Genomic DNA, 22,371 nt, shown 5'->3' on the forward strand with positions numbered 1-22,371 from the left:
ATTCCTCGCTGCGGATCAGTACGCGGATGCGTTGTCGACTTTGAAGTTGTACAGCTGGCGGGCCGAGCCGTAGCGCTTGAAGCTGGCCGGGTCCTCGTCGAAGCCGGCGCGGTTGAGCAGTTCCCTGAGTTCCTCCAGGTGCTCGGCGCGCATTTCCTTCTCGATGCAGTCCGAGCCCAGGGACTTCACCTCGCCCTTGACGTAGATGCGCACCTCGTACAGCGAGTCGCCCAGGGCGTCGCCGGCGTCGCCGCAGACCACCAGGCGCCCGGCCTGGCCCATGAAGCAGCTCATGTGGCCGATGCTGCCGCCGACCACGATGTCCACGCCCTTCATCGAGATGCCGCAGCGCGCGCCGGCGTCGCCCTCGATCACCAGCAGCCCGCCATGGGCGGTGGCGCCGGCGGCCTGGGAGGCGCTGCCCTTCACCCGCACGCTGCCGGACATCATGTTCTCCGCCACGCCCACGCCGACGTTGCCGTGCACGGTGACGCTGGCCTTCTGGTTCATGCCCGCGCAGTAGTAGCCGGCGTGGCCCTGGATATCCACGGACACCGCCTGGTCGATGCCCACGGCCAGGTTGTGCTTGCCGTCGGGGTGGGTCACCAGCCATTCGCGGTCCTGCACTTCGCCGTGCAGGGCCTGGTTCAGTTCGCGCACCGAGGCGCTGGAAAGGTCGATGGTCTTCATGCAAAGGTCTCCAGAATGTTCTGCTCGGTGCGGATCAGGCGCTCTCGCGCTCCCAGACGTAGAGGGTGGCCGGCTCCGGCTCCCAGACGCGCGCCTTGTCGATGCCCGGCAGGCTGGCCAGGGCCTGGTATTCCGAGGCCATGGCCACGTAGTCGTCGGTCTCGGCCAGCACCGCCGGCTTGCAGGCGATCGGGTCGCGGATCACCGCGAAGCCGTTGCGGGTGCCGATGGCGAAGGTGAAGAAGCCGTCCAGGTCGTTCAGTGCGCCGTCCAGGGCCTGGGCCAGGCTGTCGCCCTGGCGCAGGCGCCAGGTCAGGTAGCCGGCGGCCACTTCGCTGTCGTTGTCGGTCTCGAAGGCGATGCCCTGGCGCTTGAGTTCCTGGCGCAGGCGGAAGTGGTTGGACAGCGAGCCGTTGTGCACCAGGCACAGGTCGGCGCCAGTGGAGAACGGGTGGCTGCCCTCCATGGTCACCGCGCTCTCGGTGGCCATGCGGGTGTGGCCGATGATGTGGCTGCCCTTCATGCCGGCCAGGCCGAAGCGCTGGGAGATTTCCTGCGGCAGGCCCATGCCCTTGAGGATCTCGATGCTCTGCCCGGCGCTCATGATGCGCACCGCCGGGGCCAGCTCGGCCAGGGCCTCGCGCACCGCGGCTTCGTCGCAGTGGATCTTCAGCACCGCGGCGCTGGCGTTCTGGAACCAGTCCAGCGAGCAGCCCAGGCGCGCTTCCAGGGCGCCCATCAGCTCGGCCCAGGGGTAGCCGGCGTCGCTGGCCTGCAGGGTCAGCTTGACCCAGCCGTCGGCCACCTCGTCACCGTAGATGGCAAAGCCGGCGCTGTCCGGGCCGCGGTCGGTCATGGCTTGCAGCATGGGTTCGAAGAGCTTGCCGAGCTGGCTCTCCAGCTCGGGTTTCTTCAGGTAGAGGCCTACGATTCCGCACATGGTTCGTCTCCTTCGAGGCAGCAGGCGACCGCCGCGTGGTGTTCACGGTCGCCCAGAGGGGTAAATGGGGTGCGCCCGGCGGGCGCGGCGGTCAGAAGAATTCGGTGTAGCGCTGGATCTCCCAGTCGGAGACGTGGCGGCTGTACTCCACCCACTCCATGCGCTTGAGCTTGATGAACTCGTCGACGATCTCGGCGCCGAGCACCTCGCGGAACAGCGGGTCGGCCTCCAGGGCGTCGGTGGCTTCCTTCAGCGACTGCGGCAGGGTCTTGATGCCGCGCGCGGCGATCGCTTCCAGGCTGAGGTTGTAGAGGTTCTCGTTGCACATCTCGCCCGGTTCCAGCTGGCGGTCGATGCCATCCAGGCCCGCGGCGATGATGGCGGCGGTCACCAGGTAGGGGTTGCAGCCGGCGTCGGGCAGGCGGAACTCCAGGCGGCCGTAGGGAATGCGCACCATCGCCGAGCGGTTGTTGGCGCCGTAGGCGATGAACGCCGGGGCCCAGGTGGCGCCGGACAGCGAGCGGCCCACCACCAGGCGCTTGTAGGAGTTGACCGTGGGCGCGGCGAAGGCGCACAGGGCCGGGCCGTGGGCCAGCAAGCCGGCGGCGAAGTGGTAGGCCAGCTTCGACAGGCCCATGCCGCTGGGGTCGGACGGGTCGTGGAAGAGGTTCTTGTTGGTCGCGCTGGCGATCGACAGGTGGAAGTGCATGCCGTTGCCGGCGCGCTTGGGATCGGGCTTGGGCATGAACGAGCAGATCATGCCCAGGTCGTTGGCGATCTCGCCGGCGGCCATGCGGAAGAAGGTGAAGCGGTCGGCCGACTCCATGGCGTCACTGTAGGTGTAGTTGATCTCGAACTGGCCGTTGGCGTCCTCGTGGTCGATCTGGTAGATGTCGAAGCCCACCGGCTGCAGGGCCTCGGTCAGGCGTTCGAGGAACTCGCGGGAGCGCGACAGGCCCTTGTAGTCGTAGCAGGGCTTGTCGAGGTTGTCCGAGGCGTCCACCAGCTGCAGCTTGCCCTGGGCGTCGCGGCGGAACAGGCTGAATTCCGGCTCCAGCCCGGTGTTCAGCACCCAGCCCTTGTCGGCCAGGCGCTGCACCTGCTGCTGCAGCACGAAGCGGCTGTCGTAGGGGTGCGGCTTGCCGTCGACGTGGCCGATGCAGACCACCCGGCCGTAGCCCGGCTGCCAGGGCACCGGGATCAGCGTGGCAAGGTCGCCGCGGGCCATGAAGTCCGGGCCGTGGGGCTCCATGCCCATGCCGCAGATGGCGAACCCGGCGAACCCGGCGCCCTCCTCGGCCACCGCCTTGAGGCCGGACACCGGCACCGACTTGGTCTTCGCGGCGCCGTGGATGTCGACGAACTGCGCCAGCACGTACTTGATGCCGTGCTGGTCGATGGTGCGCTGGGTTTCGGGTGGCAACATGGGGAGCTCTCCGGTTGAATGGGCAAGGCGTTGTCGATGCCTGGGGCGGTTTGCGCCGGGGCTTTCGCCCGTCGAATTCCGCTCAGGAAACTTACTTTCCCATTAGGAATGCAATGCCAGTGCCAAGTCCGGTGCACCATGATGGATGGCAGCCACGGCGGCTTTTCTTCTGTATATATGGGAAACTAGCTTTCACTGTGGGAAAGTGGCAACGCACCACTCGCCCCTCCGCACTTTCTCAGTGCGAAACTAATATTCTTGAACCTAAACCGTGCAGGAACCCTGAATGTCGACCGAGACCCAACCGCGCCTCCGCCTGGAGCAGTACCTGGGCATGCAGATCAAGCGCCAGCGCCAGGCGCAGGAGCTCAAGCTGGCGGACGTGGCGCGCATCGCGGGGATCAGCCAGGGCATGCTGAGCAAGATCGAGAACGCCCAGGTCTCCACCAGCCTCGACACCCTGAGCCGCCTGTGCGACGTGCTCGGCATGCCGATGTCGAAACTCTTCAGCCAGTACGACCAGCCCGACGGCAACGCCCTGCTGGTGAAGGCCGGCGACGGCCTGGAAGTGGTGCGCCGAGGCACCGAGAAAGGTCACACCTACCAGTTGCTCAACCACACCCGCGGGCCGAAGAAGAACTTCGAGGCCTACATGGTCAGCATGGACGACGCCAGCGAGGAGTTCCCGACCTTCTCCCACCCCGGCACCGAGTTCCTCCACCTGCTCGAGGGCGAGCTGGTGTACCGCCACGGCAACCAGCTCTACCCCATGCAGGCCGGCGACAGCCTGACCTTCGACGGCGAGACGCCCCACGGCCCGGAGAAGTTGGTGCAGGTGCCGATACGGCTGTTGTCGATCATGAACTACGGCAACGACTGAGGCGCCGGGAAGCCGGGAACGGCCTTCCTCCGCAGGAGCGGATTCATCGGCGATTTCCCAGCGGGGCTCGGCCTATCGCGGATAAGACCCCATCGCACCATCCCCTGTAGGAGCGCGCCCTGCGCGCGATTTCGCGGGCAGGGCCCGCTCCTACAATTGCCATGAAGCACGGTATCCCGTAGGGCGCATAACCGTTCGCGGTTATCCGCCGATGGCCGTGGCACCAATGCCCTGCGTCCTTCCTTCCCCTCGACCATTCGGCCGAAAACTTTCCTGACAGGATAAAAATTTTCCCAAGGGTATGGACCCACGGATTCGCTTCGCCTATAAAAGCGCGAAAGGAAATTTATATTCCCAACAGTAAAAAATCCTTCGCCGGCGAAAGCCCCTTTCACCGGCGAACCTTCCGCCCTTGCGCGCCGAGCTGCCTCCCACTCACTTCGAGGACCCGACATGCACCACGCCCCCAGCCACTTCATCATCCGCATCAGTTGCCCGGCGGTGTCCGGGATAGTCGCGGCGGTGACCACCTACCTGGCCGAGCAGGGTTGCTACATCAGCGAGATGGCGCAGTTCGACGACGAAGGCAACGGCCGCTTCTTCATGCGCGCCGTGTTCCGCTTCAACCAGGGCCTGGATGGCGACATCGGCAATATCGAATCCGGTTTCGCCGACGTGGCCAGCCGCTTCGACATGGACTGGAGCCTGCACAGCAGCGCCAAGCCCATGCGCGTGCTGCTGATGGTCAGCAAGTTCGACCATTGCTTGGCCGACCTGCTCTACCGCCACGCCAAGGGCGAGCTGGACATGCAGATCACCGCCATCGTCTCCAACCACCTCGACCTGCGCCCCATGGCCGAGCGCGAGGGCATCCGCTTCATCTACCTGCCGGTGACGAAAGACACCAAGGCCCAGCAGGAAGCCGAGCTGCTGAAGATCGTCGCCGAGACCGGCACCGAACTGGTGGTGCTCGCCCGCTACATGCAGATCCTCTCCGACGACCTGTGCAGGCAGCTCTCCGGCAAGGCCATCAACATCCACCACTCCTTCCTCCCCGGCTTCAAGGGCGCCAAGCCCTACCACCAGGCCTACGAGCGCGGCGTGAAGCTGATCGGCGCCACCGCCCACTACGTCACCAGCGACCTCGACGAGGGCCCGATCATCGAGCAGGAAGTGCAGCGCGTGGACCACGCCTACGCCCCCGACGACCTGGTGGCCATCGGCCGTGACACCGAGACCATCGCCCTCTCCCGCGCGGTGAAGTACCACCTGGAACACCGCGTCTTCCTCAACCACGACCGCACGGTGATCTTCAAATGAATGCCATTCCCAGCGTCAAGCTCATCGACGGCAAGGCCACCTCGGCACGGGTGCTCGCCGAGGTCCGCGAGGAAGTCCTGGCCCTGCGCGAGCACGGCATCCAGCCGGGTCTCGCCGTGGTGCTGGTGGGCAGCGACCCGGCCAGCCAGGTCTACGTGCGCAATAAAGTGCTGCGCGCCGAGGAGGTCGGCATCCGCTCGCTGGAGCACAAGCTGCCGGCCGACACCGGCGAAAGCGCCCTGCTCCAACTCATCGCCGAACTCAACGATGACCCGGCGGTGAACGGCATCCTCGTGCAACTGCCGCTGCCCAGGCACATCGACGAAAACCGCGTGCTCCAGGCCATCGACCCGCTGAAGGACGTCGACGGCTTCCACAGCGAGAACGTCGGCGGCCTCAGCCAGGGCCGCGACGTGCTCACGCCCTGCACCCCGGCCGGCTGCATGCGCCTGCTGCACGACACCTGCGGCGACCTGACCGGCAAGCACGCGGTGGTGATCGGCCGCTCCAACATCGTCGGCAAGCCCATGGCCGCGCTGCTGCTCAAGGCGCACTGCACGGTGACCGTGGTGCATTCGCGCAGCGCCAACCTGCGCGAGCTGTGCCGCCAGGCCGACATCGTGGTGGCCGCCGTCGGCAAGCCGCGCCTGGTCGACGCCAGCTGGCTGAAGCCCGGCGCCGTGGTGATCGACGTGGGCATCAACCGCATCGACGAGGACGGCCGCAGCAAGCTGGTCGGCGACGTCGACTTCGACAGCGCCCTGGCCCAGGCCGCGGCCATCACCCCGGTGCCCGGCGGCGTCGGGCCGATGACCATCGCCTACCTGATGAAGAACACCCTGGCCGCCGCGCGCCTGCAACGCGCCGGCGCCACCGCGGAGTAAGCAGCATGCCTTTCGCCCTCCTGAAATACGGCCTGAGCGCCGACTACCCGGTGGAAGTCGACCTGCCGCCGCCCTGCGAGCTCAAGCCGCGCTACGACGTGGTGATCATCGGCGGCGGCGGCCACGGCCTGGCCACCGCCTACTACCTGGCCAAGTACCACGGCGTGACCAACGTGGCGGTGCTGGAGAAGGCCTACCTGGGCGGCGGCAACACCGCGCGCAACACCGCGGTGATCCGCTCCAACTACCTCACCAGCGAGGGCGTGAAGTTCTACGCCGAGTCGGTGCGGATGTTCCAGGGCCTGTCCAACGAGTTCGACTTCAACATCATGTACTCCGAGCGCGGCCAGCTGACCCTGGCGCACACCGACGCCACGGTGCGCGCCTTCCGCCAGCGCGCAGAGGTGAACAGGCACTTCGGCGGGCGCACCGAGATGATCGACCGCCAGCAGATCCGCGAGCTGGTGCCCACGCTCAACCTCGACCCCGGCCACCTGCCGGTGCTCGCCGGCCTGTGGCACATCGACGGCGCCACCGCGCGCCACGACGCCGTGGCCTGGGGCTACGCCAAGCAGGCGGCCAAGCGCGGCGTGGAAATCCACCAGCTCACCGAAGTGCAGGACCTGGTGGTGCGCGACGGCCGCATCGAGGCGGTGAAGACCAACCGCGGCACCGTGCAGTGCGGCTGCGTGGTCCAGGCCATCGCCGGGGCCAGCTCGCTGCTGATGGCCAAGGCCGGCATCCGCGCGCCCATCCACACCTACCCGCTGCAAGCCATGGTCACCCAGCCGTTCAAGCCGTTCCTCGACCCGCTGGTGAGCTCCTCGGCGCTGCACTGCTACGTGCAGCAGACCAGCCGCGGCGAGATCGTCTTCGGCGGCGGCTCCGACCCCTACCCGCTGTACAACACCCGCTCGACCCTGGACCTGAAGGAAAGCCTGCTGGCCCACGCCATCGAGATGTTCCCGTTCATGGCCAACGCCAAGCTGATGCGCCAGTGGGCCGGGATCACCGACATGACCCCCGACTACAGCCCGATCATGGGCCTGTCGCCGGTGGAGAACTACTACCTCGACGCCGGCTGGGGCACCTGGGGCTTCAAGGCCACGCCCATCTGCGGCAAGACCATGGCGGAACTGGTGGCCAGCGGCGGCAAGGTGCCGGAGCTGATCGCGCCCTTCGCCCTGGAGCGCTTCAGCCGCTTCCAGCAGGTCAACGAGATGGGCGCCACCGCGGCCAGCCACTGAGGAACCAGCGATGAAGATCCTGACCTGCCCGCTCAACGGGCCGCGCAACATCAGCGAATTCACCTACGGCGGCGAGTTCAAGCGCATGCCCGACCCGGCCAGCTGCTCCGACGCCGAGTGGGCCGACTACGTGTTCAACAGCGACAACGCCGCCGGCATCGTGCTCGAGTGGTGGCTGCACAACGCCTCCAGCTACTGGTTCCTGGCCGAGCGCCACACGGTCACCGACCAGGTGATCCGCACCTTCGACCCGAAGGAAATCTTCGACCGCCGCATCGACTTCGCCGTCGCCCCGCAGGAGACCGCCCAATGAGCGCCCTCAACCGCCTGCCCGCCCCCATGGGCCTGCTGATCGACCGCGAGAAGCCGCTGCGCTTCTCCTTCGACGGCCGCGACTACCAGGGCTTCGAGGGCGACAGCATCGCCAGCGCCCTGCTCGGCAACGGCCGCTGGCTGCTCTCGCGCTCGTTCAAGTACCACCGCCCGCGCGGCCCCCTGACCCTCGCCGGGCAGGACGCCAACACCCTGGTGCAACTGCCCGACGAACCCAACGTGCTGGCCGACATGCACCCCGCCCGCGAAGGCCTGGCGGTGGAAGGCCAGAACTTCTCCGGCAGCCTCGAGCACGACCGCGACGCCTACCTGGGCAAGTTCTCGCGCTTCATGCCGGTGGGCTTCTACTACCGCTCCTTCTACAAGCCCAAGGGCATGTGGAAGGTCTGGGAACCGCTGATCCGCAAGAAGGCCGGCCTCGGCGTGCTCGACTTGGAATTCAGGCCGCAGTACTACGACAAGGCCTACCTGTTCGTCGACCTGGCTGTGATCGGCGCCGGCCCCGCCGGCCTGCGCGCCGCGCTGGACGCCGCCAACGCCGGGGCCAAGGTGCTGCTGGTGGAGCAACAGCCGGTGCTCGGCGGCTCGCTGAACTACGCGCGCTTCGACATCGCCGGCAAGCGCGCCGGCGAACTGCGCGCCGAACTGGTGGCCGCCGTCGAGGGCCACCCGAACATCCAGGTGCTGACCCAGGCCACCTGCAACGCCTGGTTCACCGACAACTACCTGCCGGTGATCCAGCACAAGCGCATGTACAAGGTGCGCGCCACCCGCTGCCTGGTGGCCGCCGGCTCCTTCGACCAGCCGGTGGTGTTCCGCAACAACGACCTGCCCGGCGTGCTGCTGACCAGCGCCGCGCAACGGGCGATGAAGCTCTACGCGGTGAAACCGGGCAACCGCGCCGTGGTGCTGACCGGCAACGACGACGGCTACCTGGCCGCCCTAGACCTGCAGGAACAGGGCGTGGCCGTGGCCGCCGTGGTCGACATGCGCGACGCCCCGGCCGACACCCGGCTGGCGGACGAGCTGCAGTATCGCGGCATTGCGCTGCACACCGGCAGCACCGTCTACGAAGCCCTGCACGAGCCCGGCATGCGCCACGTCAGCGGCGTCGACATCCGCCGCATCAGCGGCCAGGGCAGCGTCGCCGGCGAAGGCACCCAACTGGCCTGCGACCTGCTGTGCATGTCCGCCGGCTACATGCCGGTCTACCAGCTGCTGTGCCAGGCCGGCGGCAAGCTGGCCTACGAGGAGGAGCGCGCCGAGTTCGCCATCAGCGGCCTGCCCGCCGGGCTGGACATCGCCGGCTCGGTGAACGGCCGCCACGCCCTGGTCAACGTGCTCGCCGACGGCGCCCGCGCGGCCGCCGCCGCCCTCGCCGCCCTGGGCCTGGAAGCGCCGGCGCCGCGGACCTTCACCAGCGAGGCACAGGTGAACTTCGCCTGGCCGATCTTCCCCCACCCCAAGGGCAAGGACTTCGTCGACTTCGACGAGGACCTGCAGGTGCGCGACATCGTCAACGCCACCCGCAGCGGCTACCGCGACGTGCAGTTGGTCAAGCGCTTCTCCACCGTCGGCATGGGCCCGTCCCAGGGCCGCCACTCGGCGCTGCCCACCGCGCGCCTGGTGGCCCAGGCCACCGGCCGCGGCATCGGCGAAACCGGCGTGACCACCGCGCGCCCGCCGTTCGAGGCGGAGAAACTCGCCCACGTCGCCGGCCGCGCCTTCGACCCCTACCGGCAGACGCCCATGCACCGCCGTCACCTGGAAGCCGGGGCGAAAATGATGCCCGCCGGCATCTGGCAGCGCCCGGCCTTCTACGGCAAGGCCGAGGACCGCGAGCGCTGCATGCAGGAAGAGGCCCGCCACGTACGCGAGAAGGTCGGCCTGATCGACGTCTCCACCCTCGGCGGCCTGGACGTGCGCGGCCCGGACGCGGCCGAGCTGCTGGAGCGCCTGTACACCTTCGGCTTCGCCAAGCTGGCCATCGGCCGCACCCGCTACGCGCTGATGACCAACGAGCACGGCGTGGTGATCGACGACGGCGTGTGCGCGCGCCTGGGCGAGCGGCACTTCTACGTCACCGCCACCACCAGCGGCGTCGACCGCATCTACCAGCAGATGCTCAAGTGGAACGCGCAGTGGCGGCTCAACGTCGACATCACCAACGTCACCGCCGCCCTGGCCGCGGTGAACCTCGCCGGCCCGCTGTCGCGCCTGGTGCTGGAGAAGCTCTGCGAGGACGTCGACCTGTCCGCCACGGCCTTCCCCTACCTGGGCGTACGCAGCGGCAGCGTGGCCGGCATCCCGGCGCGCATCCTGCGGGTGGGCTTCGTCGGCGAGCTGGGCTACGAAGTCCACGTGCCGGCACGCTTCGCCGAGCGCCTGTGGGACGCGTTGATGGAAGCCGGCGCCGAGCACGGCATCCGCCCGTTCGGCGTGGAGACCCAGCGCCTGCTGCGCCTGGAGAAAGGCCACGTGATCATCAGCCAGGACACCGACGGCATGACCCACCCGGCGGAGATCGACATGCAGTGGGCCATCGGCCGCAAGAAGCCGTTCTTCGTCGGCAAGCGCTCCATCGAGATCCTCGAGGCGCAGCCGCTCAAGCGCAAGCTGGTGGGCTTCACCCTGCCCAGGGGCAGCACCCAGCCGCTGGAAGGCCACCTGGTGCTGGACGGCGCCGACATCAGCGGCAACGTCACCTCCTGCGAGTACTCGCAGAGCCTCGGCCTGATCGTCGGCCTGGCCTACGCCGGCGCCCACCAGGCCACCCCGGGGATGCAGATCCCGATCCGCGTGGAGGGCGGCGAGATGGTGCGCGCCACCGTCGTCCAGCTGCCCTTCTACGACCCGCAGAACCTGCGCCAGGAGCTCTGAGCCATGTCCAGCCTGAAAGCCGAAGACTTCATCGAACGCAGCCCGCTGTACCCGCTGCACCGGGGCGCGCGCCTGGCCGCCCTGGGCAGCGCCGCCATAGTCGCCCGCTACGGCGAGCAGGAAGAACACGCGCAGTTGCGCAATTGCGCGCTGATCGACCTGAGCAACCTGCCCCGCGCCGGTTTCCGCGGCGCCGATGCCGCCGCCTACCTGCAAGCCCGCGGCTACGCCCTGCCAGAGGCGCCCAACCGCGCCCTGCGCCAGGCCGACGGCGGCCTGGTGGCGCGCCTGTCACAGACCGAGTACCTGCTGCTGGGCAGCCTCCACGACGGCGGCGCGCGCGTCGCCGGCGAAGAGGCCGCCTGGCAGCTGGACGACAGCGCCAACTACCTGCTGCCGCGCCAGGACAGCCACGCCTGGCTGCAGCTGAGCGGCGAGCACTACGCGGCGGTGATGGCCAAGCTCTGCGGCGTCGACCTGCGCCCGCAGGCCTTCGGCCCCGGCGCGGTGGCGCAGACCTCGGCGGCGCGGATCAACGTCATCGTCATCAACGCCAGCGGCGACGACCTGCCCAACCTGCAGATCCTCTGCGACCGCGCCTCGGTGCAGTACTTCTGGGAAGCGCTGCTCGACGCCATGGCCGAGTTCGACGGCCGCCCGGTGGGCATCGACGCCCTGCTCGACTGACCGGCCGGCGGCGCCCCCGCGAGGGGCGCCGCCGTGGAGGCCCCATGAGTGAAAGCGACTACCGCGTACCGGCCCTGGAACGCGGCCTGAACCTGCTCGGGCTGTTCAACGCCCGCCAGCGCAGCCTGGGCATGAACGAGATGGCCGAGCGCCTGGGGGTGAGCCCCTCGGCGCTCTACCGCATCGTCCAGACGCTGCAGGACATGGGCTACCTGAACCGCCTGGAGCGCAACCAGTACGAGCTGGGCGCGCGGGTGATCTCCGACGGCTTCGCCTACCTGTGCAGCCGCGACATCGTGGAAATCGCCCTGCCCCACCTCAATGCCCTGCGCGACAGCACCTCGCTGTCGTGCCACCTGAGCATCCGCGAGCAGACCGACAGCCTCTACATTTACCGCGCCTTCGCCCCGCAGCGGCTGACGGTGAACATCCCCGTGGGCACCCGCCTGCCCTGCCACGTCACCGCCCTGGGCCGGGTGCTGCTCACCGCCCTGGACGAGGAAGGCCTGGCCCAGCTCTACCAGCAGGTACGCCTGGACGACTACCCGCCACCGGCGCCGCGCACCCTGCTGGAGCTGCAGCACACCATCGCCGAGGACCGCGAACGCGGCTGGGTGCTGCACCGCTCGGACTACTCCACGGCCATCGCCACCGGCATCCGCGACCGCAGCGGCCAGGTGGTCGCCGCCATCAACCTGTCCGGGCCGGAAGCGGTGCTGGAGTCCCCCGGCGCCGAAGGCCGCTACCTGCGGCTGCTGCAGGAAACCGCGACGGCCATTTCCGGCGAGCTGATGCCCTAGGAAAACCGGGCGGCAGGGCGGCGGCGAAGCTCCGGATAACGACTCCCTCCAACGGGCAGGCCGGCTTGCAAATTCCATTAGCGCTAATGTAATTTGCCGCCAACCTCCAGGGAGACCCGTCATGAGCGGAAAGAACGAGCCCGGCCTGGGAGAACTGCTGCGCCATGTGTCGGAGCTGGTGGAGCTGGGCGCCGAGGAACACTACCGGCAGATGGGCCTGGACTACCGGGCGCGCTACACCCCAGTGCTGCGCGCCCTGCGTGCCGGCGCGCAGACGGTCACGGAGATCACCGCGCGCAGCCACCTGACCCAGGGCGCCATCAGCCAGACGGTCGGCCACATGGAGGCCGACGGGGTGATCTTCCGCCAGCGCGGCGAGGATGGCCGCAAGAGCGTCATCCGCCTGACGCCGGCCGGGAAGACGCTGCTGGGCAAGCTGGATTCGCACTGGGCCGCGACCTTCGAGGCCATCGAACAGCTCGAAGAGGAAATCGGCCACCCACTGCGCCGCGTGCTGGAAGACGCGGCCAGGGCACTGCAGCGCCAGGGCTTTTCGCAACGCCTGAGCCACATCAAGCAAAACCTCGCGACGGGAGCCTCCCACGATGAATGACGCCACCACGGAACCGAAGAACTGGTTCGACCAGGGCGGCCAGGCCTACGCGCAGTTCAGGCCGGAGTACCCGCCGGAGCTTGCCGCCTACCTGGCCTCGGTGGCGCCCGACCGGCTTCTCGCGGTCGATGTCGGCTGTGGCAGCGGCCAGTTGACCCGGCACCTTGCCGCGCATTTCGGCGCGGTGCTCGGGTTCGACCCGAGCGCGGACCAGATCGCCCACGCCACGCCACAGGCGAACGTCCACTACGGCTGCGCCCAGGCCGAAGCGCTGCCGCTGGCCGGCCACGGCGCCAGCCTGGTCAGCGCCGCCCAGGCGGCGCACTGGTTCGACCTGCCCAGGTTCTACAGCGAGGTTCGCCGGGTGGCGAAGCCGGGCGCGCTGCTCGCGCTGGTCAGCTACGGCGTGCTGCGCCTGGAGGGCGAGCTGGGGGCGCGCTTCGAACAGTTCTACTGGAACGAGATCGGCCCCTACTGGCCCGCCGAACGCAAGCTGGTGGACAGCGGCTACTCCACCCTCGACTTTCCCTTCGCGGAGCTGGAGGGCCCTTCGATAGCCATCCGGCTGGAATGGAACCTCGACGCGTTCCTCGGCTACGTCTCCACCTGGTCGGCGGTGCGTAGCGCCAGGGACGCCGGGCGGGAAGCGTTGCTCCATCGGTTCGCGGCCGACCTCGCCGAGCGCTGGGGCGACCCCGCCAGCCGGCAGCCGGTGGCCTGGCCCATCAACATGCGGCTCGGGCGGCTGTAAGCGAAATCAGCGCTCGCCTGGCGCGGCCGCCGGGGCGCCGTCGCGGCCACGGGCGGACTCCATGGCCTCCACCAGCTCCCGGGCGCCCGAGCCCCATTTGGTAATGACCTTGACCGCCTGGGTGAAGGGCACGTCGATGGGGTGCACCCGGGGCCCGTCCAGCACGTAGACGGCGCCGGCGAAGGGCGTCGGCACCGAGGGCACGAACACGGTGTAGCGGCCGTCCTCGAAGGCCTCGATGATGAACCCGGGCACCAGCGCCTCCTCGATCTCCACCAGCGCCGGCTTCCAGATGCCGTCGTTCTTCTCGCCCGCCACCTGCAGCGTCAGGTTGCGCAGCAGCTCGTAGCCCGGGATCCTGCCGAACACCGACGTTTCCAGCCGGCCACGGGCCGCCCGCCCCAACCGGGTGCGCACGGCCAGCCCCAGGACGAAGCAGACCACCAGCACCAGCAGGACGGACAGAATCTCCTGGGCCGGCAGGCTCTCCGGCAGCAGCCGGGTGAAGGGCCGCACCAGCTGGCCGGCCGAGCCCATGCCCTTGAGCAGCAGCAGGAGCGCCAGGTAGATCGGCAGGACGACCAGCAGGCCGGCCAGCACGCACCTGCCGATGAAAGCGACGGCGTTTTTCACGGGAGAGTCTCCTTGCAGTGCTGGTCGCGGTCGGTGCCTGGCCCCTATGGGGAGACGACAGGGCCTGCAGACAGCCTAGACGACGGCGGGCCGTTTCTCCGCGGCCGCGCAGAGGGAGGCGCTGCGATGCTCCGTCAGCCGTCGGCCAGCCCCTGCGCGGCGCCGCCCCGGCATGGCCAGAGGCGGCATCGCATCGGCGCAGAAGGCGTTGCGAACGGACTCTGAGCAAGCCTAGGCCAGGGCGCTGGCCGCCCCCTGCCGGCCTTGAGACGGCTTTCGCATAGCCGTTATCGCGGCCGGTTCCAGCGCCTCAACGCAGCGTGCGCGGCGCCGGCGCCTCAGATCCACTGGTCGTTGCGCTTGCGCCGCACCCGCAGCAGGGTGGGCAGGATCAGCCCGACCAGCAGGCCGGCGCCGGCGATGCTGCCGCCATAGGCCATGTAGCGCATCAGCACCTGCTTGTTCTCGTCGCCCAGTTGCGCCTGCGCCGCGCGCAGCTCGGAGCGGACCTTGGTGAGTTCGTCGTCGAGGCCGGCGCGGGCCGCCTGCAGCTCGTCGATGAGTTTCTTGCGCGAGTCCAGGGTTTCCTGCATGCCCTGTACGCGGCGCTTCCAGCTGTCGTCGATGCCCGCCAGTTCGGCGCTCAGCTCGCTCACCTTCTGTTCCAGCTGCGGCAGGCGCTCGGCCTGGCCGGGCTTGTCCTGCAGGTCGCGGCTGGGAATCCAGACGCTGTTGCCACTCTCGGCGCGCACCTGGCTGTAGTCGCCCTGGGTGTTCAGCAGCTCGACCTTCTGCCCCGAGGTCAGGGTGCCGACGATGCGGTAGCCGTCGGTGGGGCCGCTGCGCACGTAGGTCGTCAGGCTGTCGCTCACCCAGCGCGCATTGCCGGCGCCCTCCTCGGCCTGCGCCGCGGCGCAGGCCGCCAGCAGGCCACCCAGCAGGCAGGCGCCCAGGGCGCGGGTGGGAAGGGATACGGAGGCGGGGAAATGACGGGATAGGGACATGGGCAATCTTCACATGGCGATAAACGAACCCCGGCGAGCGGGCGCGGTAAAAAGCCGGCCAGGCAAATGGTCAGGGACGCTACGAACTGGGAAATCAGGGCAGCGCAGTCACCCGGGTGGCGCAGGCCCTGGCCCGCCGCCCGGGTGGGCCGACAGCAGACAGACAGCGCAACGGCACGATGAGTTCACCGGCCACGGCGACAGGGGGATGGGTGGTCGGCCGGGCCGGCCCTCCGCTCGTCGCCTGCTTAGGCGCCGGCGGGTATTCGCGTGTTTGCTGTAAGCACTACCTTCGCGGAGGGCTCGCCATGCGACGGCAGTTCCTTTTCCCGCTTGCCACGCTGATCATCCTGGCCCTGGGAACGGCCGCCTGCAGCAGCCAGGACTGTACCCCCGGGCAGCAGACGGACAGCAAGGACCGCACCAGCCGCCAGCAGATACCCCGGCAGCAGATCGATCCGCGGGTGCAGTCGTTGCCCAGGTATTGAGGGGCGGTTTGGCTGGAGTGTCGGGGGAAGTCCGCTTGCCCTCTCCCCCCGCCCTCTCCCGCAAGCGGGAGAGGGAGCCGTTCGGCATGAGGCGCAATCGTAGAGCCCGCCGGTTACGCCGGAGTTGCCGGCGAACGCGATGATTTCCGCTGGCACGGATAGCCCCATCGCGGACGGAGTCCGCTCCTACGCGGCCCCACCGCTGCACTCCCCTGTAGGAGCGCGCCCTGCGCGCGAAATCGCGGGCAGGGCCCGCTCCTACATCACCGGCTGGCAGCGCTTTTCGTAGGAGCGGACTCCGTCCGCGATTGGCCCCACCGGTGGCGCCCTACGGTTCCTCCTGCGCCCCCGTGGTATCGCGGATCAGCGTCGCCGCCTTCAACTCCGGCCTGGGCTGGCTGCGCAGGGCCTGCACCTGGCCGGCGTCCACCGCTTCGGCCTGGTTGCCCCAGCTGCTGCGGATGAAGTTGACCACCTCGGCCACCTGCTGGTCCGACAGCCGCCAGGCGAAGCCGGGCATGCTGAAGGTGGACGGCGCCGTCGCCGTGGCCGGCAGGGTGTGGCCGTCGAGCACGATGTGGATCAGCGAGGTGGCGTCCGCGCTCTGCAGCACCGGGTTGCCGGCCAGCGCCGGGAACACCCGGGCGTAACCCTTGCCGTCGGTGCGGTGGCAGGCGGCGCAGTTGTCGACGTAGAGCGCGGCGCCGGCCTTGCCGTCGTCGCCCTTCCACAGCGCCTCGGCGACCTGGCGGTCCTCCTGGAACGGCTTGTCGTCCGGGTTCACCGGCGGCAGCGTCTTGAGGTAGCGGGCGATGGCCGTGAGGTCGGCATCGGTCATGTACTGCATGCTGTGCTCCACCACGTCGCCCATGCCGCCGAACACCGCCGTGCGCTCGGTGCGCCCGGTCTTGAGGAAGGCGACGATCTCCGCCTCGCTCCAGCTGCCCAGGCCGTCCTTGTGGTCGCCGCGCAGGTTCTTGGCGATCCAGCCCTCCAGCGGCGCGCTGCCGGCCAGGTAGGCCGGGCCGTCGGCGGCGCTCAGCGCCTTCTCCTGCATGGTCGGCGCCCGTGGCGTATGGCAGGCGCCGCAGTGGCCCAGGCCCTCCACCAGGTAGGCGCCGCGGGCCACGGCCGGGTCGTTGCCGGCGGCCGCGAAGGGCTTCACCTCCGGGGCGAACAGGTTGCGCCAGATCGCCAGCGGCCAGCGCATGCTCAGCGGCCAGGGGATGTCGCTGTCCTTGTTCTCCTGCACCACCGGTGCCACGCCGTGCATGAAGTAGGCGTAGAGCGCGCGCATGTCCTCGTCGCTGACGCGCGCGTAGGACGGGTACGGCATGGCCGGGTACAGGGTGCTGCCACCCTTGCCGATACCCTGGCGCACCGCGCGCTCGAAGTCCTCGTAGCTGTAGTTGCCGATGCCGGTCTTGTCCGGGGTGATGTTGGTCGAGTAAATGGTGCCGATGGGCGTCGCCATCGGCAAGCCGCCGGCGAACGGCTGGCCGCCCTTGGCGGTGTGGCAGGCCACGCAGTCGCCGGCGCGGGCCAGGTATTCGCCCTGCTTCACCTGTGCCGGGTCGGCGGCGTCGGCGGCGTGCAGCGCGGTGCTGGCGGCCAGGGCCAGGGCGGCGATGGGGAATCTCTTCATGCTCCGGCCTCCTATGCCTGCACCAGCGGGCCCGGGTTCTTCAGGTACACCTCGCGGATGGCCCGCGCCGACCAGTAGGTCAGCGCCGCCACCAGCCCGGTGGGGTTGTAGCCCAGGCCCTGGGGGAAGGCCGAGGCGCCGGGCACGAACACGTTGTGCACGTCCCACACCTGCAGGTAGCGGTTCAGCGCGCTGGTCCTGGGGTCGGTGCCCATGATCGCCCCGCCGTTGAGGTGGGTGGTCTGGTACACGGTGGCGTCGAAGTGCTGGCCGAAGTCCTTCATCGGCGCGGTGACCACCTTGGCGCCCATGGCATCGGCGATCTTGCGCATCTGCGCGACCATGAAGCGGTTCATCTTCACGTCGTTGTCCTTCCAGTCGAAGGTCATGCGCAGCAGCGGCTGGCCGTAGGCGTCCTTGTAGACCGGGTCGAGGTCCAGGTAGTTGTCGCGGTAGGACTGGTGCGCGCCGTGGGTGTCCATCGCCAGCATGTGCCGGTAGCTGTCGGCCAGGGCGGCCTTCCAGGCGCTGCCCCACTTGGGCGTGCCCGGCGGCACCTTGGCCCCGGCGATGGGCTTGGTGCCGGCCTGGTTGACCCAGAACGGCGAGCCGCCGACGAAGCCGTGGGGGCCGTGGTCGAAGTTGTCGGCGTTGAAGTCGTCCACCGCCACGCCGTTGCCGCCGGCGCCGATGAAGGGGTTGGTGTGGTGGCTGGCCTTGTCGAAGAAGGCGCTCACCGTGGAGATGTTCTGGAAGGCGAAGTTGCGCCCCACCACGCCCTCGTTCTTCACCGGGTCGTAGGGCTTGCCGATGCCCGAGAGCAGCATCAGGCGTACGTTGTTGAACTGGAAGGCGCCGAGGATCACCAGGTCCGCCGGCTGCTCCACTTCGCGGCCCTGGGCGTCGACGTAGGTCACGCCGGTGGCCAGGTCCTTCTCGGCGTTGAGGTTCACCCGCAGCACGTGGGCGTTGTTGCGCAGCTCGAAGTTCGGCACCTGGCGCAGCGCCGGCAGGATGTTCACGTTGGGCGAGGCCTTGGAGTACATGTAGCAGGCATAGCCGCTGCAGAAGCCGCAGAAGTTGCACGGCCCCATCTGCACGCCGTAGGGGTTGGTGTAGGGCCCGGAGGTGTTGGCCGACGGCAGGTTGTAGGGGTGGTAGCCGACCTCGCGGGCGGCCTTCTCGAACAGCTGCGCGGACACGGTGTTCTTCTGCGCCGGCAGCGGGAAGTCGCTGGAACGGTCGGCGGCGAAGGGGTTGCCGCCCTTGTCGCGGCCCACCACCTGGCCCTTGACCGACCAGGCCGTGCCGGAGGTGCCGAAGACCTTCTCGGCGAAGTCGAAGTACGGCTCCAGCTCGTCGTAGCCGACGCCGAAGTCCTGGATGGTCATGCCCTCGGGGATGAAGGCCTTGCCGTAGCGTTCCTCGTAGTGGCTGCGCAGGCGCAGCTCCACCGGGTCGACGCGGAAATGCACGCCCGACCAGTGCAGCCCCGCCCCGCCAGTGCCGGTGCCGGGCAGGAAGGCGCCGAACTGCCGGTAGGGCACGGCCATGTCGTTCAGGCCGTGGCGCAGGGTCACGGTCTCGCGGGAGATGTCCATGAACAGCTTCTTGCGCGAGTTGTAGGTCAGCTCGTCCATGGTCTGCGGGTAGACGCCGTCGGGGTAGGTGTCGCGGGCCGGGCCGCGCTCCAGGGCCACCACCTGCAGGCCCGCCTCGGTCAGTTCCTTGGCCATGATGGCGCCGGTCCAGCCGAACCCGACGATGACCGCGTCGACTTTCTTCAATACCTGGGCCATCGCCTCAACCTCGCTCGCCGCTGATGGAAACCGGGGGGAAGGGATAGCGCTCGTCGCGCTCCACCCAGTCCATGAAATCGGCGCGGGCGCCGGGGAAGCCGATCAGCTTCCAGCCGGCCAGGCCCTGGTTGCCGCCGTGGAGCGGGTCGCTGAAGAAGCCTTCGCGGGTGTTCAGCCAGAGCATGGCGAAGAAGGTCGCCGCCGGCACCGACTGGAACGCGGCCTTGCCGGCGTCCAGTGTCTCCAGCGCCTGCTGTTGCTGCGCGGCCTCCAGTCCGGCGAAGGGCTTGCCCCACTGCGCCTGGCACCAGGCGTCGGTTTCCTGGATGCCCAGGCGGTAGATTTCCTGCGGGCTGAGCTTGAGCTGGTAGCCCAGCTCCGCCGGAGCGTCCGGGTGGAAGGGCCCCTGCATGTACCAGAGCCCGCCGCTGCCGTAGCGGGTGTTCAGCTGACGGTCGATGAACTCCGGCACGCCGGCGTCCGCCGCCCCCGGCCCCAGCCCGTCGGTGGGGATGAGCACGGCCACGGCGGCCTGGACGAAGGCCCATTCCCGGGCGGTGAAGAAGGTCGGCTGGTAGGCGCGCGCCCCACCCTGCCCCGGCTCGGCGGCGGGTTGCGGGGTGGGCGCGGGCTGGGCCGGCTCGCCGAGCACCACGTTGCCCACCCCGGCGCCGGCCAGGGTGGCCACCGGGATCAGTGTCAGGGACTTGCGCAGGAACTCGCGCCGCGCCGGTTGCGCGGCGCTGGGGTCTTCGTTGGACATGGCTGGGTATCTCCTTTTTCCAACAGGTCGATCAGGTCGTGTAGGTCTTCTCGCCCCTTTTGCGGCCGGTGGTGCTGGGCGCGCGGGGCTGTTGTTCGTGTCGGTAAGCATAGGTGGCTATCGAAAGCTCACCGGCGGATATGTCTACATAGGGCGCATAACGCCTACGGCGTTATCCGCCGAATCGCGGACGGAGTCCGCTCCTACGGTTACAGGGGAGCACGGACGTAGGAGCGGACTTTGTCCGCGATTGGATTCACCGGCCACGCCGGACGTCCCGGTGGCACGGCCGACGGCGGATAACCGCGAACGGTTATCCGCCCTACGCACCCGGGATGACGCCGGATTAACGTCATCACCACCCCAACCTCACCGCAGGAATTTCAGATCGGAAGGCGCATCGATGGCGAGCTTCTGCAGCGTCTCGCCCAGCTTGCCGCTGGCCGGGTCGCGGCGCATGACCACGACCTGGTTGCTCTTCTGGTTGGCCACCAGCAGGAAGCGGCCGCTGGGGTCCAGGCTGAACTCGCGCGGCTCGACGCCTTCCACCGGGCGCCGCTGCAGCTCCTTCAACTGGCCGCTGGCCGGGTCCACCGCGTACACCAGCAGTTCGCTGGCCTTGCCGCGGTTGCTGGCGTAGAGGAAGCGCCCGTCCGGCGACAGGTGCACGGCGGCGGCGGCCTTGTGCGCGGCGTCCTGGCCGGCGGCCATGTCCACCAGTTGCTTGCGCTGCAGCTGGCCGTCGCGCACCTCGAACATGGCGATCTGCCCCGCCATCTCCAGGGTCAGGTAGGCGTAGCGGCCGTCGCGGCTGAACAGCAGGTGGCGCGGGCCGCTGCCCGGCGGCAGGTCCACCGCCGGCGGCTGCGCCGGGCTCAGCGGGTGCTCGCGGTTGGCGGCGTCGTAGCGGTAGACGAAGACCTTGTCCGCCCCCAGGTCCTGCACGTACACATGGCGCCCGTCCACCCCGGACACCACCGAGTGCACGTGGCTGCTGGCCTGGCGCTCGGGGTTGACGCGGGAGGCGCCGTGGCGCTCCTGCTGCACCACCCCGGTCAGTTGGCCCTGCTCGTCGATGCCCAGCACCGCGAGGTTGCCGCCGGGGTCGGGGTGCACCGCGTAGTTGGCCACGAACAGGTGCCTTCCGCCGGCCGCCAGGCTGGAGTGGGTGGGCTCGTCGCCGTGGCTTTCCACCTGGTTCAGCGGGCTCAGCTGGTGGCTGGCCGGGTCGATGGCGAAGGCGCTGACCTTGCCGACCACGTCCCTGCCGCCGGGGCCGTTCTCGTTGACGGCGTACAGGCGCGTCTGGTCGGGGCCCAGGGTCAGCCAGGAGGGGTTCTCGCTGGGCACCACCTGCAGCGGCCTGGCCTGGATCCGGCCATTGGCGCTGTCGAAGCGGTAACGGTAGATGCCCTGGCTGCCGGCACCGGTGTAGGTGCCGACCAGCAGGTCGTAGTACTGGGCGGCGCCGGCCGGGCCGGCGAACAGGCCGGTGCTGGCGCACAGTAGCAGGGTCAGGGCGGCAGGTTTGAACATGGCAGTGTGTCCTTGGCAACGGGGGTCCATCTGGGTGGGACCGGCCTCATGGGGGGTGGTTCAGCCGGATCGACGGGCCCAGGCGCCGGGGTTGACCAGGTTCGCCGGGCGCTCGCCGGCCAGCGCGGCCAGCAGGTTGTCGACCGCGCAGCGGGCCATGGCCTCGCGGGTATCCCCGGTGGCCGAGCCGATGTGCGGCGTCGCCACCAGGTTGTCCAGTTGCAGCAGCGGCGAATCCGCCGGCAGCGGCTCGCGGACGAACACGTCCAGCCCGGCGCCACGGATGCGCCGCTCGCGCAGGGCCCGCAACAGCGCCTCTTCGTCCACCACGCGGCCGCGGGAGATGTTCACCAGGATGGCCGAGGGCTTCATCAGCGCCAGCTCGCGTTCGCCGATCAGCCCCTCCGTTTCAGCGCTCAGCGGCACGCACAGGCAGACGAAGTCGGCCTCGCCCAGCAGCGCCTCCAGCGGCAGGTGGCGCGCGCCGTGGCGGGCCTCCACCTCCGGCCGCGGGCGCCGCGCGCTGTACAGCACGCGCATGCCGAAGCCGGCCTGGGCGCGGCGCGCCAGGGCCTCGCCGATGCGGCCCATGCCGACGATGCCGAGGGTCTTGCCGTGCACGTCGCAGCCGAACTGCGCCGGGCCTATGCCGGCCTGCCAGTGGCCGGCGCGGATCCAGCGGTCCAGCTCGGCCACCCGCCGGGCGCTGGCCAGCAGCAGGGCGAAGCCGGTGTCGGCGGTGGTCTCGGTCAGCACGTCGGGGGTGTTGGTGAGCAGCACGCCGCGGCGGTCCAGCTCGGCGATGTCGTAGTTGTCCACGCCCACCGAGACGCTGGACACCACCTCCAGCTGCGGCGCCAGGTCCAGCAGCCCGGCGTCCAGGCGCAGGCTGGCGCCCAGCAGGCCCCGGGCGCCGGGCAGCGCCGCGCGCAGGCGGGCCAGGCCGTCGGCGGCCGGGTCCTCGACCAGGGTCACGTCGGCGTGGGCCTGCAGGCGCTGCATCAGCGCGTCGGACAGGCGCTTGTAGAGGACGATGCGTTTCTTCATGGTCG

Annotated in this window: 21 protein-coding genes; 11 read left to right on the forward strand and 10 right to left on the reverse strand. The window is 69.3% G+C overall.

All coding sequences use genetic code 11. The features are described from left to right. Positions 1–15 precede the first annotated feature (15 nt). The 3 genes from VV867_RS22225 to glnT form a co-directional block, all read right to left on the reverse strand. Entirely contained in the window at positions 16–690 is a 675-nt protein-coding gene (locus tag VV867_RS22225) for a protein glxC (RefSeq protein WP_328567582.1), read from the reverse strand. A gap of 34 nt (positions 691–724) precedes the next feature. Next, positions 725–1,630, reverse strand: a complete 906-nt coding sequence (locus VV867_RS22230) for a class II glutamine amidotransferase (RefSeq protein ID WP_109934974.1) — start codon at positions 1,628–1,630, stop codon at positions 725–727. A gap of 91 nt (positions 1,631–1,721) precedes the next feature. Then, positions 1,722–3,056, reverse strand: a complete 1,335-nt coding sequence (glnT, locus tag VV867_RS22235) for a type III glutamate--ammonia ligase (protein WP_109934975.1) — start codon at positions 3,054–3,056, stop codon at positions 1,722–1,724. A 286-nt stretch (positions 3,057–3,342) separates the two neighbouring features. Between glnT and VV867_RS22240 the strand changes: the two genes are divergently transcribed. The 10 genes from VV867_RS22240 to VV867_RS22285 all read left to right on the forward strand — a co-directional run bounded on the left by VV867_RS22240 (position 3,343) and on the right by VV867_RS22285 (position 13,451). Beyond that, a complete protein-coding gene (locus tag VV867_RS22240) occupies positions 3,343–3,936 on the forward strand; it encodes a helix-turn-helix domain-containing protein (protein ID WP_009622552.1) in 594 nt (197 codons plus the stop codon). A gap of 453 nt (positions 3,937–4,389) precedes the next feature. After that, entirely contained in the window at positions 4,390–5,256 is an 867-nt protein-coding gene (purU, locus tag VV867_RS22245; RefSeq protein WP_328567583.1) for a formyltetrahydrofolate deformylase, read from the forward strand. Next, positions 5,253–6,140 carry a bifunctional methylenetetrahydrofolate dehydrogenase/methenyltetrahydrofolate cyclohydrolase FolD gene (folD, locus tag VV867_RS22250; protein WP_328567584.1) on the forward strand — a complete coding sequence of 296 codons (888 nt, stop codon included), beginning with the start codon at positions 5,253–5,255 and terminating at the stop codon, positions 6,138–6,140. The genes purU and folD overlap by 4 nt, the downstream gene beginning before the upstream one ends. 5 nt (positions 6,141–6,145) lie before the next feature. Next, the gene (locus VV867_RS22255) at positions 6,146–7,387 is read left to right on the forward strand and encodes an FAD-dependent oxidoreductase (protein WP_109935280.1); all 1,242 of its coding nucleotides are present in this window, start codon (positions 6,146–6,148) and stop codon (positions 7,385–7,387) included. Between the two features lie 10 nt (positions 7,388–7,397). Continuing rightward, on the forward strand, positions 7,398–7,700 hold the full coding sequence (locus VV867_RS22260) for a sarcosine oxidase subunit delta (RefSeq protein ID WP_089392364.1): 303 nt from the start codon (positions 7,398–7,400) through the stop codon (positions 7,698–7,700). Continuing rightward, positions 7,697–10,600 (forward strand): 2Fe-2S iron-sulfur cluster-binding protein, encoded by a 2,904-nt coding sequence (locus tag VV867_RS22265; protein ID WP_328567585.1) that lies wholly within the window; start codon positions 7,697–7,699, stop codon positions 10,598–10,600. The genes VV867_RS22260 and VV867_RS22265 overlap by 4 nt, the downstream gene beginning before the upstream one ends. 3 nt (positions 10,601–10,603) lie before the next feature. Continuing rightward, complete coding sequence (locus VV867_RS22270) at positions 10,604–11,287, forward strand: sarcosine oxidase subunit gamma (RefSeq protein ID WP_328567586.1); 684 nt, start codon at positions 10,604–10,606, stop codon at positions 11,285–11,287. A gap of 44 nt (positions 11,288–11,331) precedes the next feature. After that, on the forward strand, positions 11,332–12,087 hold the full coding sequence (locus tag VV867_RS22275; protein WP_089392366.1) for an IclR family transcriptional regulator: 756 nt from the start codon (positions 11,332–11,334) through the stop codon (positions 12,085–12,087). 121 nt (positions 12,088–12,208) lie between these two features. Further along, positions 12,209–12,700 (forward strand): MarR family winged helix-turn-helix transcriptional regulator, encoded by a 492-nt coding sequence (locus VV867_RS22280; RefSeq protein WP_275626734.1) that lies wholly within the window; start codon positions 12,209–12,211, stop codon positions 12,698–12,700. After that, the gene (locus tag VV867_RS22285; RefSeq protein WP_328567587.1) at positions 12,693–13,451 is read left to right on the forward strand and encodes a class I SAM-dependent methyltransferase; all 759 of its coding nucleotides are present in this window, start codon (positions 12,693–12,695) and stop codon (positions 13,449–13,451) included. The genes VV867_RS22280 and VV867_RS22285 overlap by 8 nt, the downstream gene beginning before the upstream one ends. A 6-nt stretch (positions 13,452–13,457) precedes the next feature. On the opposite strand, the gene VV867_RS22290 is transcribed toward VV867_RS22285, so the two are convergent. Then, positions 13,458–14,084 (reverse strand): DUF502 domain-containing protein, encoded by a 627-nt coding sequence (locus tag VV867_RS22290; protein ID WP_328567588.1) that lies wholly within the window; start codon positions 14,082–14,084, stop codon positions 13,458–13,460. Between the two features lie 338 nt (positions 14,085–14,422). Continuing rightward, positions 14,423–15,088: a TIGR04211 family SH3 domain-containing protein gene (locus tag VV867_RS22295; RefSeq protein WP_328567589.1), complete on the reverse strand. Its 666-nt coding sequence runs from the start codon at positions 15,086–15,088 to the stop codon at positions 14,423–14,425. 308 nt (positions 15,089–15,396) lie between these two features. Here VV867_RS22295 and VV867_RS22300 point away from each other — a divergent pair, with 308 nt between their 5' ends. Continuing rightward, positions 15,397–15,576, forward strand: a complete 180-nt coding sequence (locus VV867_RS22300; protein ID WP_328567590.1) for a hypothetical protein — start codon at positions 15,397–15,399, stop codon at positions 15,574–15,576. 328 nt (positions 15,577–15,904) lie between these two features. On the opposite strand, the gene VV867_RS22305 is transcribed toward VV867_RS22300, so the two are convergent. The 5 genes from VV867_RS22305 to VV867_RS22325 form a co-directional block, all read right to left on the reverse strand. Continuing rightward, entirely contained in the window at positions 15,905–17,221 is a 1,317-nt protein-coding gene (locus VV867_RS22305; RefSeq protein ID WP_328567591.1) for a cytochrome c, read from the reverse strand. A gap of 11 nt (positions 17,222–17,232) precedes the next feature. Further along, complete coding sequence (locus VV867_RS22310) at positions 17,233–19,020, reverse strand: GMC family oxidoreductase (protein ID WP_328567592.1); 1,788 nt, start codon at positions 19,018–19,020, stop codon at positions 17,233–17,235. A 4-nt stretch (positions 19,021–19,024) separates the two neighbouring features. Next, positions 19,025–19,783, reverse strand: a complete 759-nt coding sequence (locus tag VV867_RS22315; protein WP_328567593.1) for a gluconate 2-dehydrogenase subunit 3 family protein — start codon at positions 19,781–19,783, stop codon at positions 19,025–19,027. A gap of 369 nt (positions 19,784–20,152) precedes the next feature. After that, a complete protein-coding gene (locus VV867_RS22320; protein WP_328567594.1) occupies positions 20,153–21,319 on the reverse strand; it encodes a lactonase family protein in 1,167 nt (388 codons plus the stop codon). 60 nt (positions 21,320–21,379) lie between these two features. After that, positions 21,380–22,366 (reverse strand): 2-hydroxyacid dehydrogenase, encoded by a 987-nt coding sequence (locus VV867_RS22325; RefSeq protein WP_328567595.1) that lies wholly within the window; start codon positions 22,364–22,366, stop codon positions 21,380–21,382. Between the last annotated feature and the right edge of the window lie 5 nt (positions 22,367–22,371).

Origin of the sequence: Pseudomonas sp. JH-2 (assembly GCF_036231725.1) — a bacterium.
GTDB classification, from domain to species: domain Bacteria; phylum Pseudomonadota; class Gammaproteobacteria; order Pseudomonadales; family Pseudomonadaceae; genus Pseudomonas; species Pseudomonas delhiensis.

Excerpts from the sequence above, each read along its gene's own strand:
- VV867_RS22225 (WP_328567582.1), bottom strand. The coding sequence starts at position 690 with ATGAAGACCATCGACCTTTCCAGCGCCTCGGTGCGCGAACTGAACCAG.
- VV867_RS22230 (WP_109934974.1), bottom strand. The coding sequence starts at position 1,630 with ATGTGCGGAATCGTAGGCCTCTACCTGAAGAAACCCGAGCTGGAGAGC.
- glnT (WP_109934975.1), bottom strand. The coding sequence starts at position 3,056 with ATGTTGCCACCCGAAACCCAGCGCACCATCGACCAGCACGGCATCAAG.
- VV867_RS22240 (WP_009622552.1), top strand. The coding sequence starts at position 3,343 with ATGTCGACCGAGACCCAACCGCGCCTCCGCCTGGAGCAGTACCTGGGC.
- purU (WP_328567583.1), top strand. The coding sequence starts at position 4,390 with ATGCACCACGCCCCCAGCCACTTCATCATCCGCATCAGTTGCCCGGCG.
- folD (WP_328567584.1), top strand. The coding sequence starts at position 5,253 with ATGAATGCCATTCCCAGCGTCAAGCTCATCGACGGCAAGGCCACCTCG.
- VV867_RS22255 (WP_109935280.1), top strand. The coding sequence starts at position 6,146 with ATGCCTTTCGCCCTCCTGAAATACGGCCTGAGCGCCGACTACCCGGTG.
- VV867_RS22260 (WP_089392364.1), top strand. The coding sequence starts at position 7,398 with ATGAAGATCCTGACCTGCCCGCTCAACGGGCCGCGCAACATCAGCGAA.
- VV867_RS22265 (WP_328567585.1), top strand. The coding sequence starts at position 7,697 with ATGAGCGCCCTCAACCGCCTGCCCGCCCCCATGGGCCTGCTGATCGAC.
- VV867_RS22270 (WP_328567586.1), top strand. The coding sequence starts at position 10,604 with ATGTCCAGCCTGAAAGCCGAAGACTTCATCGAACGCAGCCCGCTGTAC.
- VV867_RS22275 (WP_089392366.1), top strand. The coding sequence starts at position 11,332 with ATGAGTGAAAGCGACTACCGCGTACCGGCCCTGGAACGCGGCCTGAAC.
- VV867_RS22280 (WP_275626734.1), top strand. The coding sequence starts at position 12,209 with ATGAGCGGAAAGAACGAGCCCGGCCTGGGAGAACTGCTGCGCCATGTG.
- VV867_RS22285 (WP_328567587.1), top strand. The coding sequence starts at position 12,693 with ATGAATGACGCCACCACGGAACCGAAGAACTGGTTCGACCAGGGCGGC.
- VV867_RS22295 (WP_328567589.1), bottom strand. The coding sequence starts at position 15,088 with ATGTCCCTATCCCGTCATTTCCCCGCCTCCGTATCCCTTCCCACCCGC.
- VV867_RS22300 (WP_328567590.1), top strand. The coding sequence starts at position 15,397 with ATGCGACGGCAGTTCCTTTTCCCGCTTGCCACGCTGATCATCCTGGCC.
- VV867_RS22305 (WP_328567591.1), bottom strand. The coding sequence starts at position 17,221 with ATGAAGAGATTCCCCATCGCCGCCCTGGCCCTGGCCGCCAGCACCGCG.
- VV867_RS22310 (WP_328567592.1), bottom strand. The coding sequence starts at position 19,020 with ATGGCCCAGGTATTGAAGAAAGTCGACGCGGTCATCGTCGGGTTCGGC.
- VV867_RS22315 (WP_328567593.1), bottom strand. The coding sequence starts at position 19,783 with ATGTCCAACGAAGACCCCAGCGCCGCGCAACCGGCGCGGCGCGAGTTC.
- VV867_RS22320 (WP_328567594.1), bottom strand. The coding sequence starts at position 21,319 with ATGTTCAAACCTGCCGCCCTGACCCTGCTACTGTGCGCCAGCACCGGC.
- VV867_RS22325 (WP_328567595.1), bottom strand. The coding sequence starts at position 22,366 with ATGAAGAAACGCATCGTCCTCTACAAGCGCCTGTCCGACGCGCTGATG.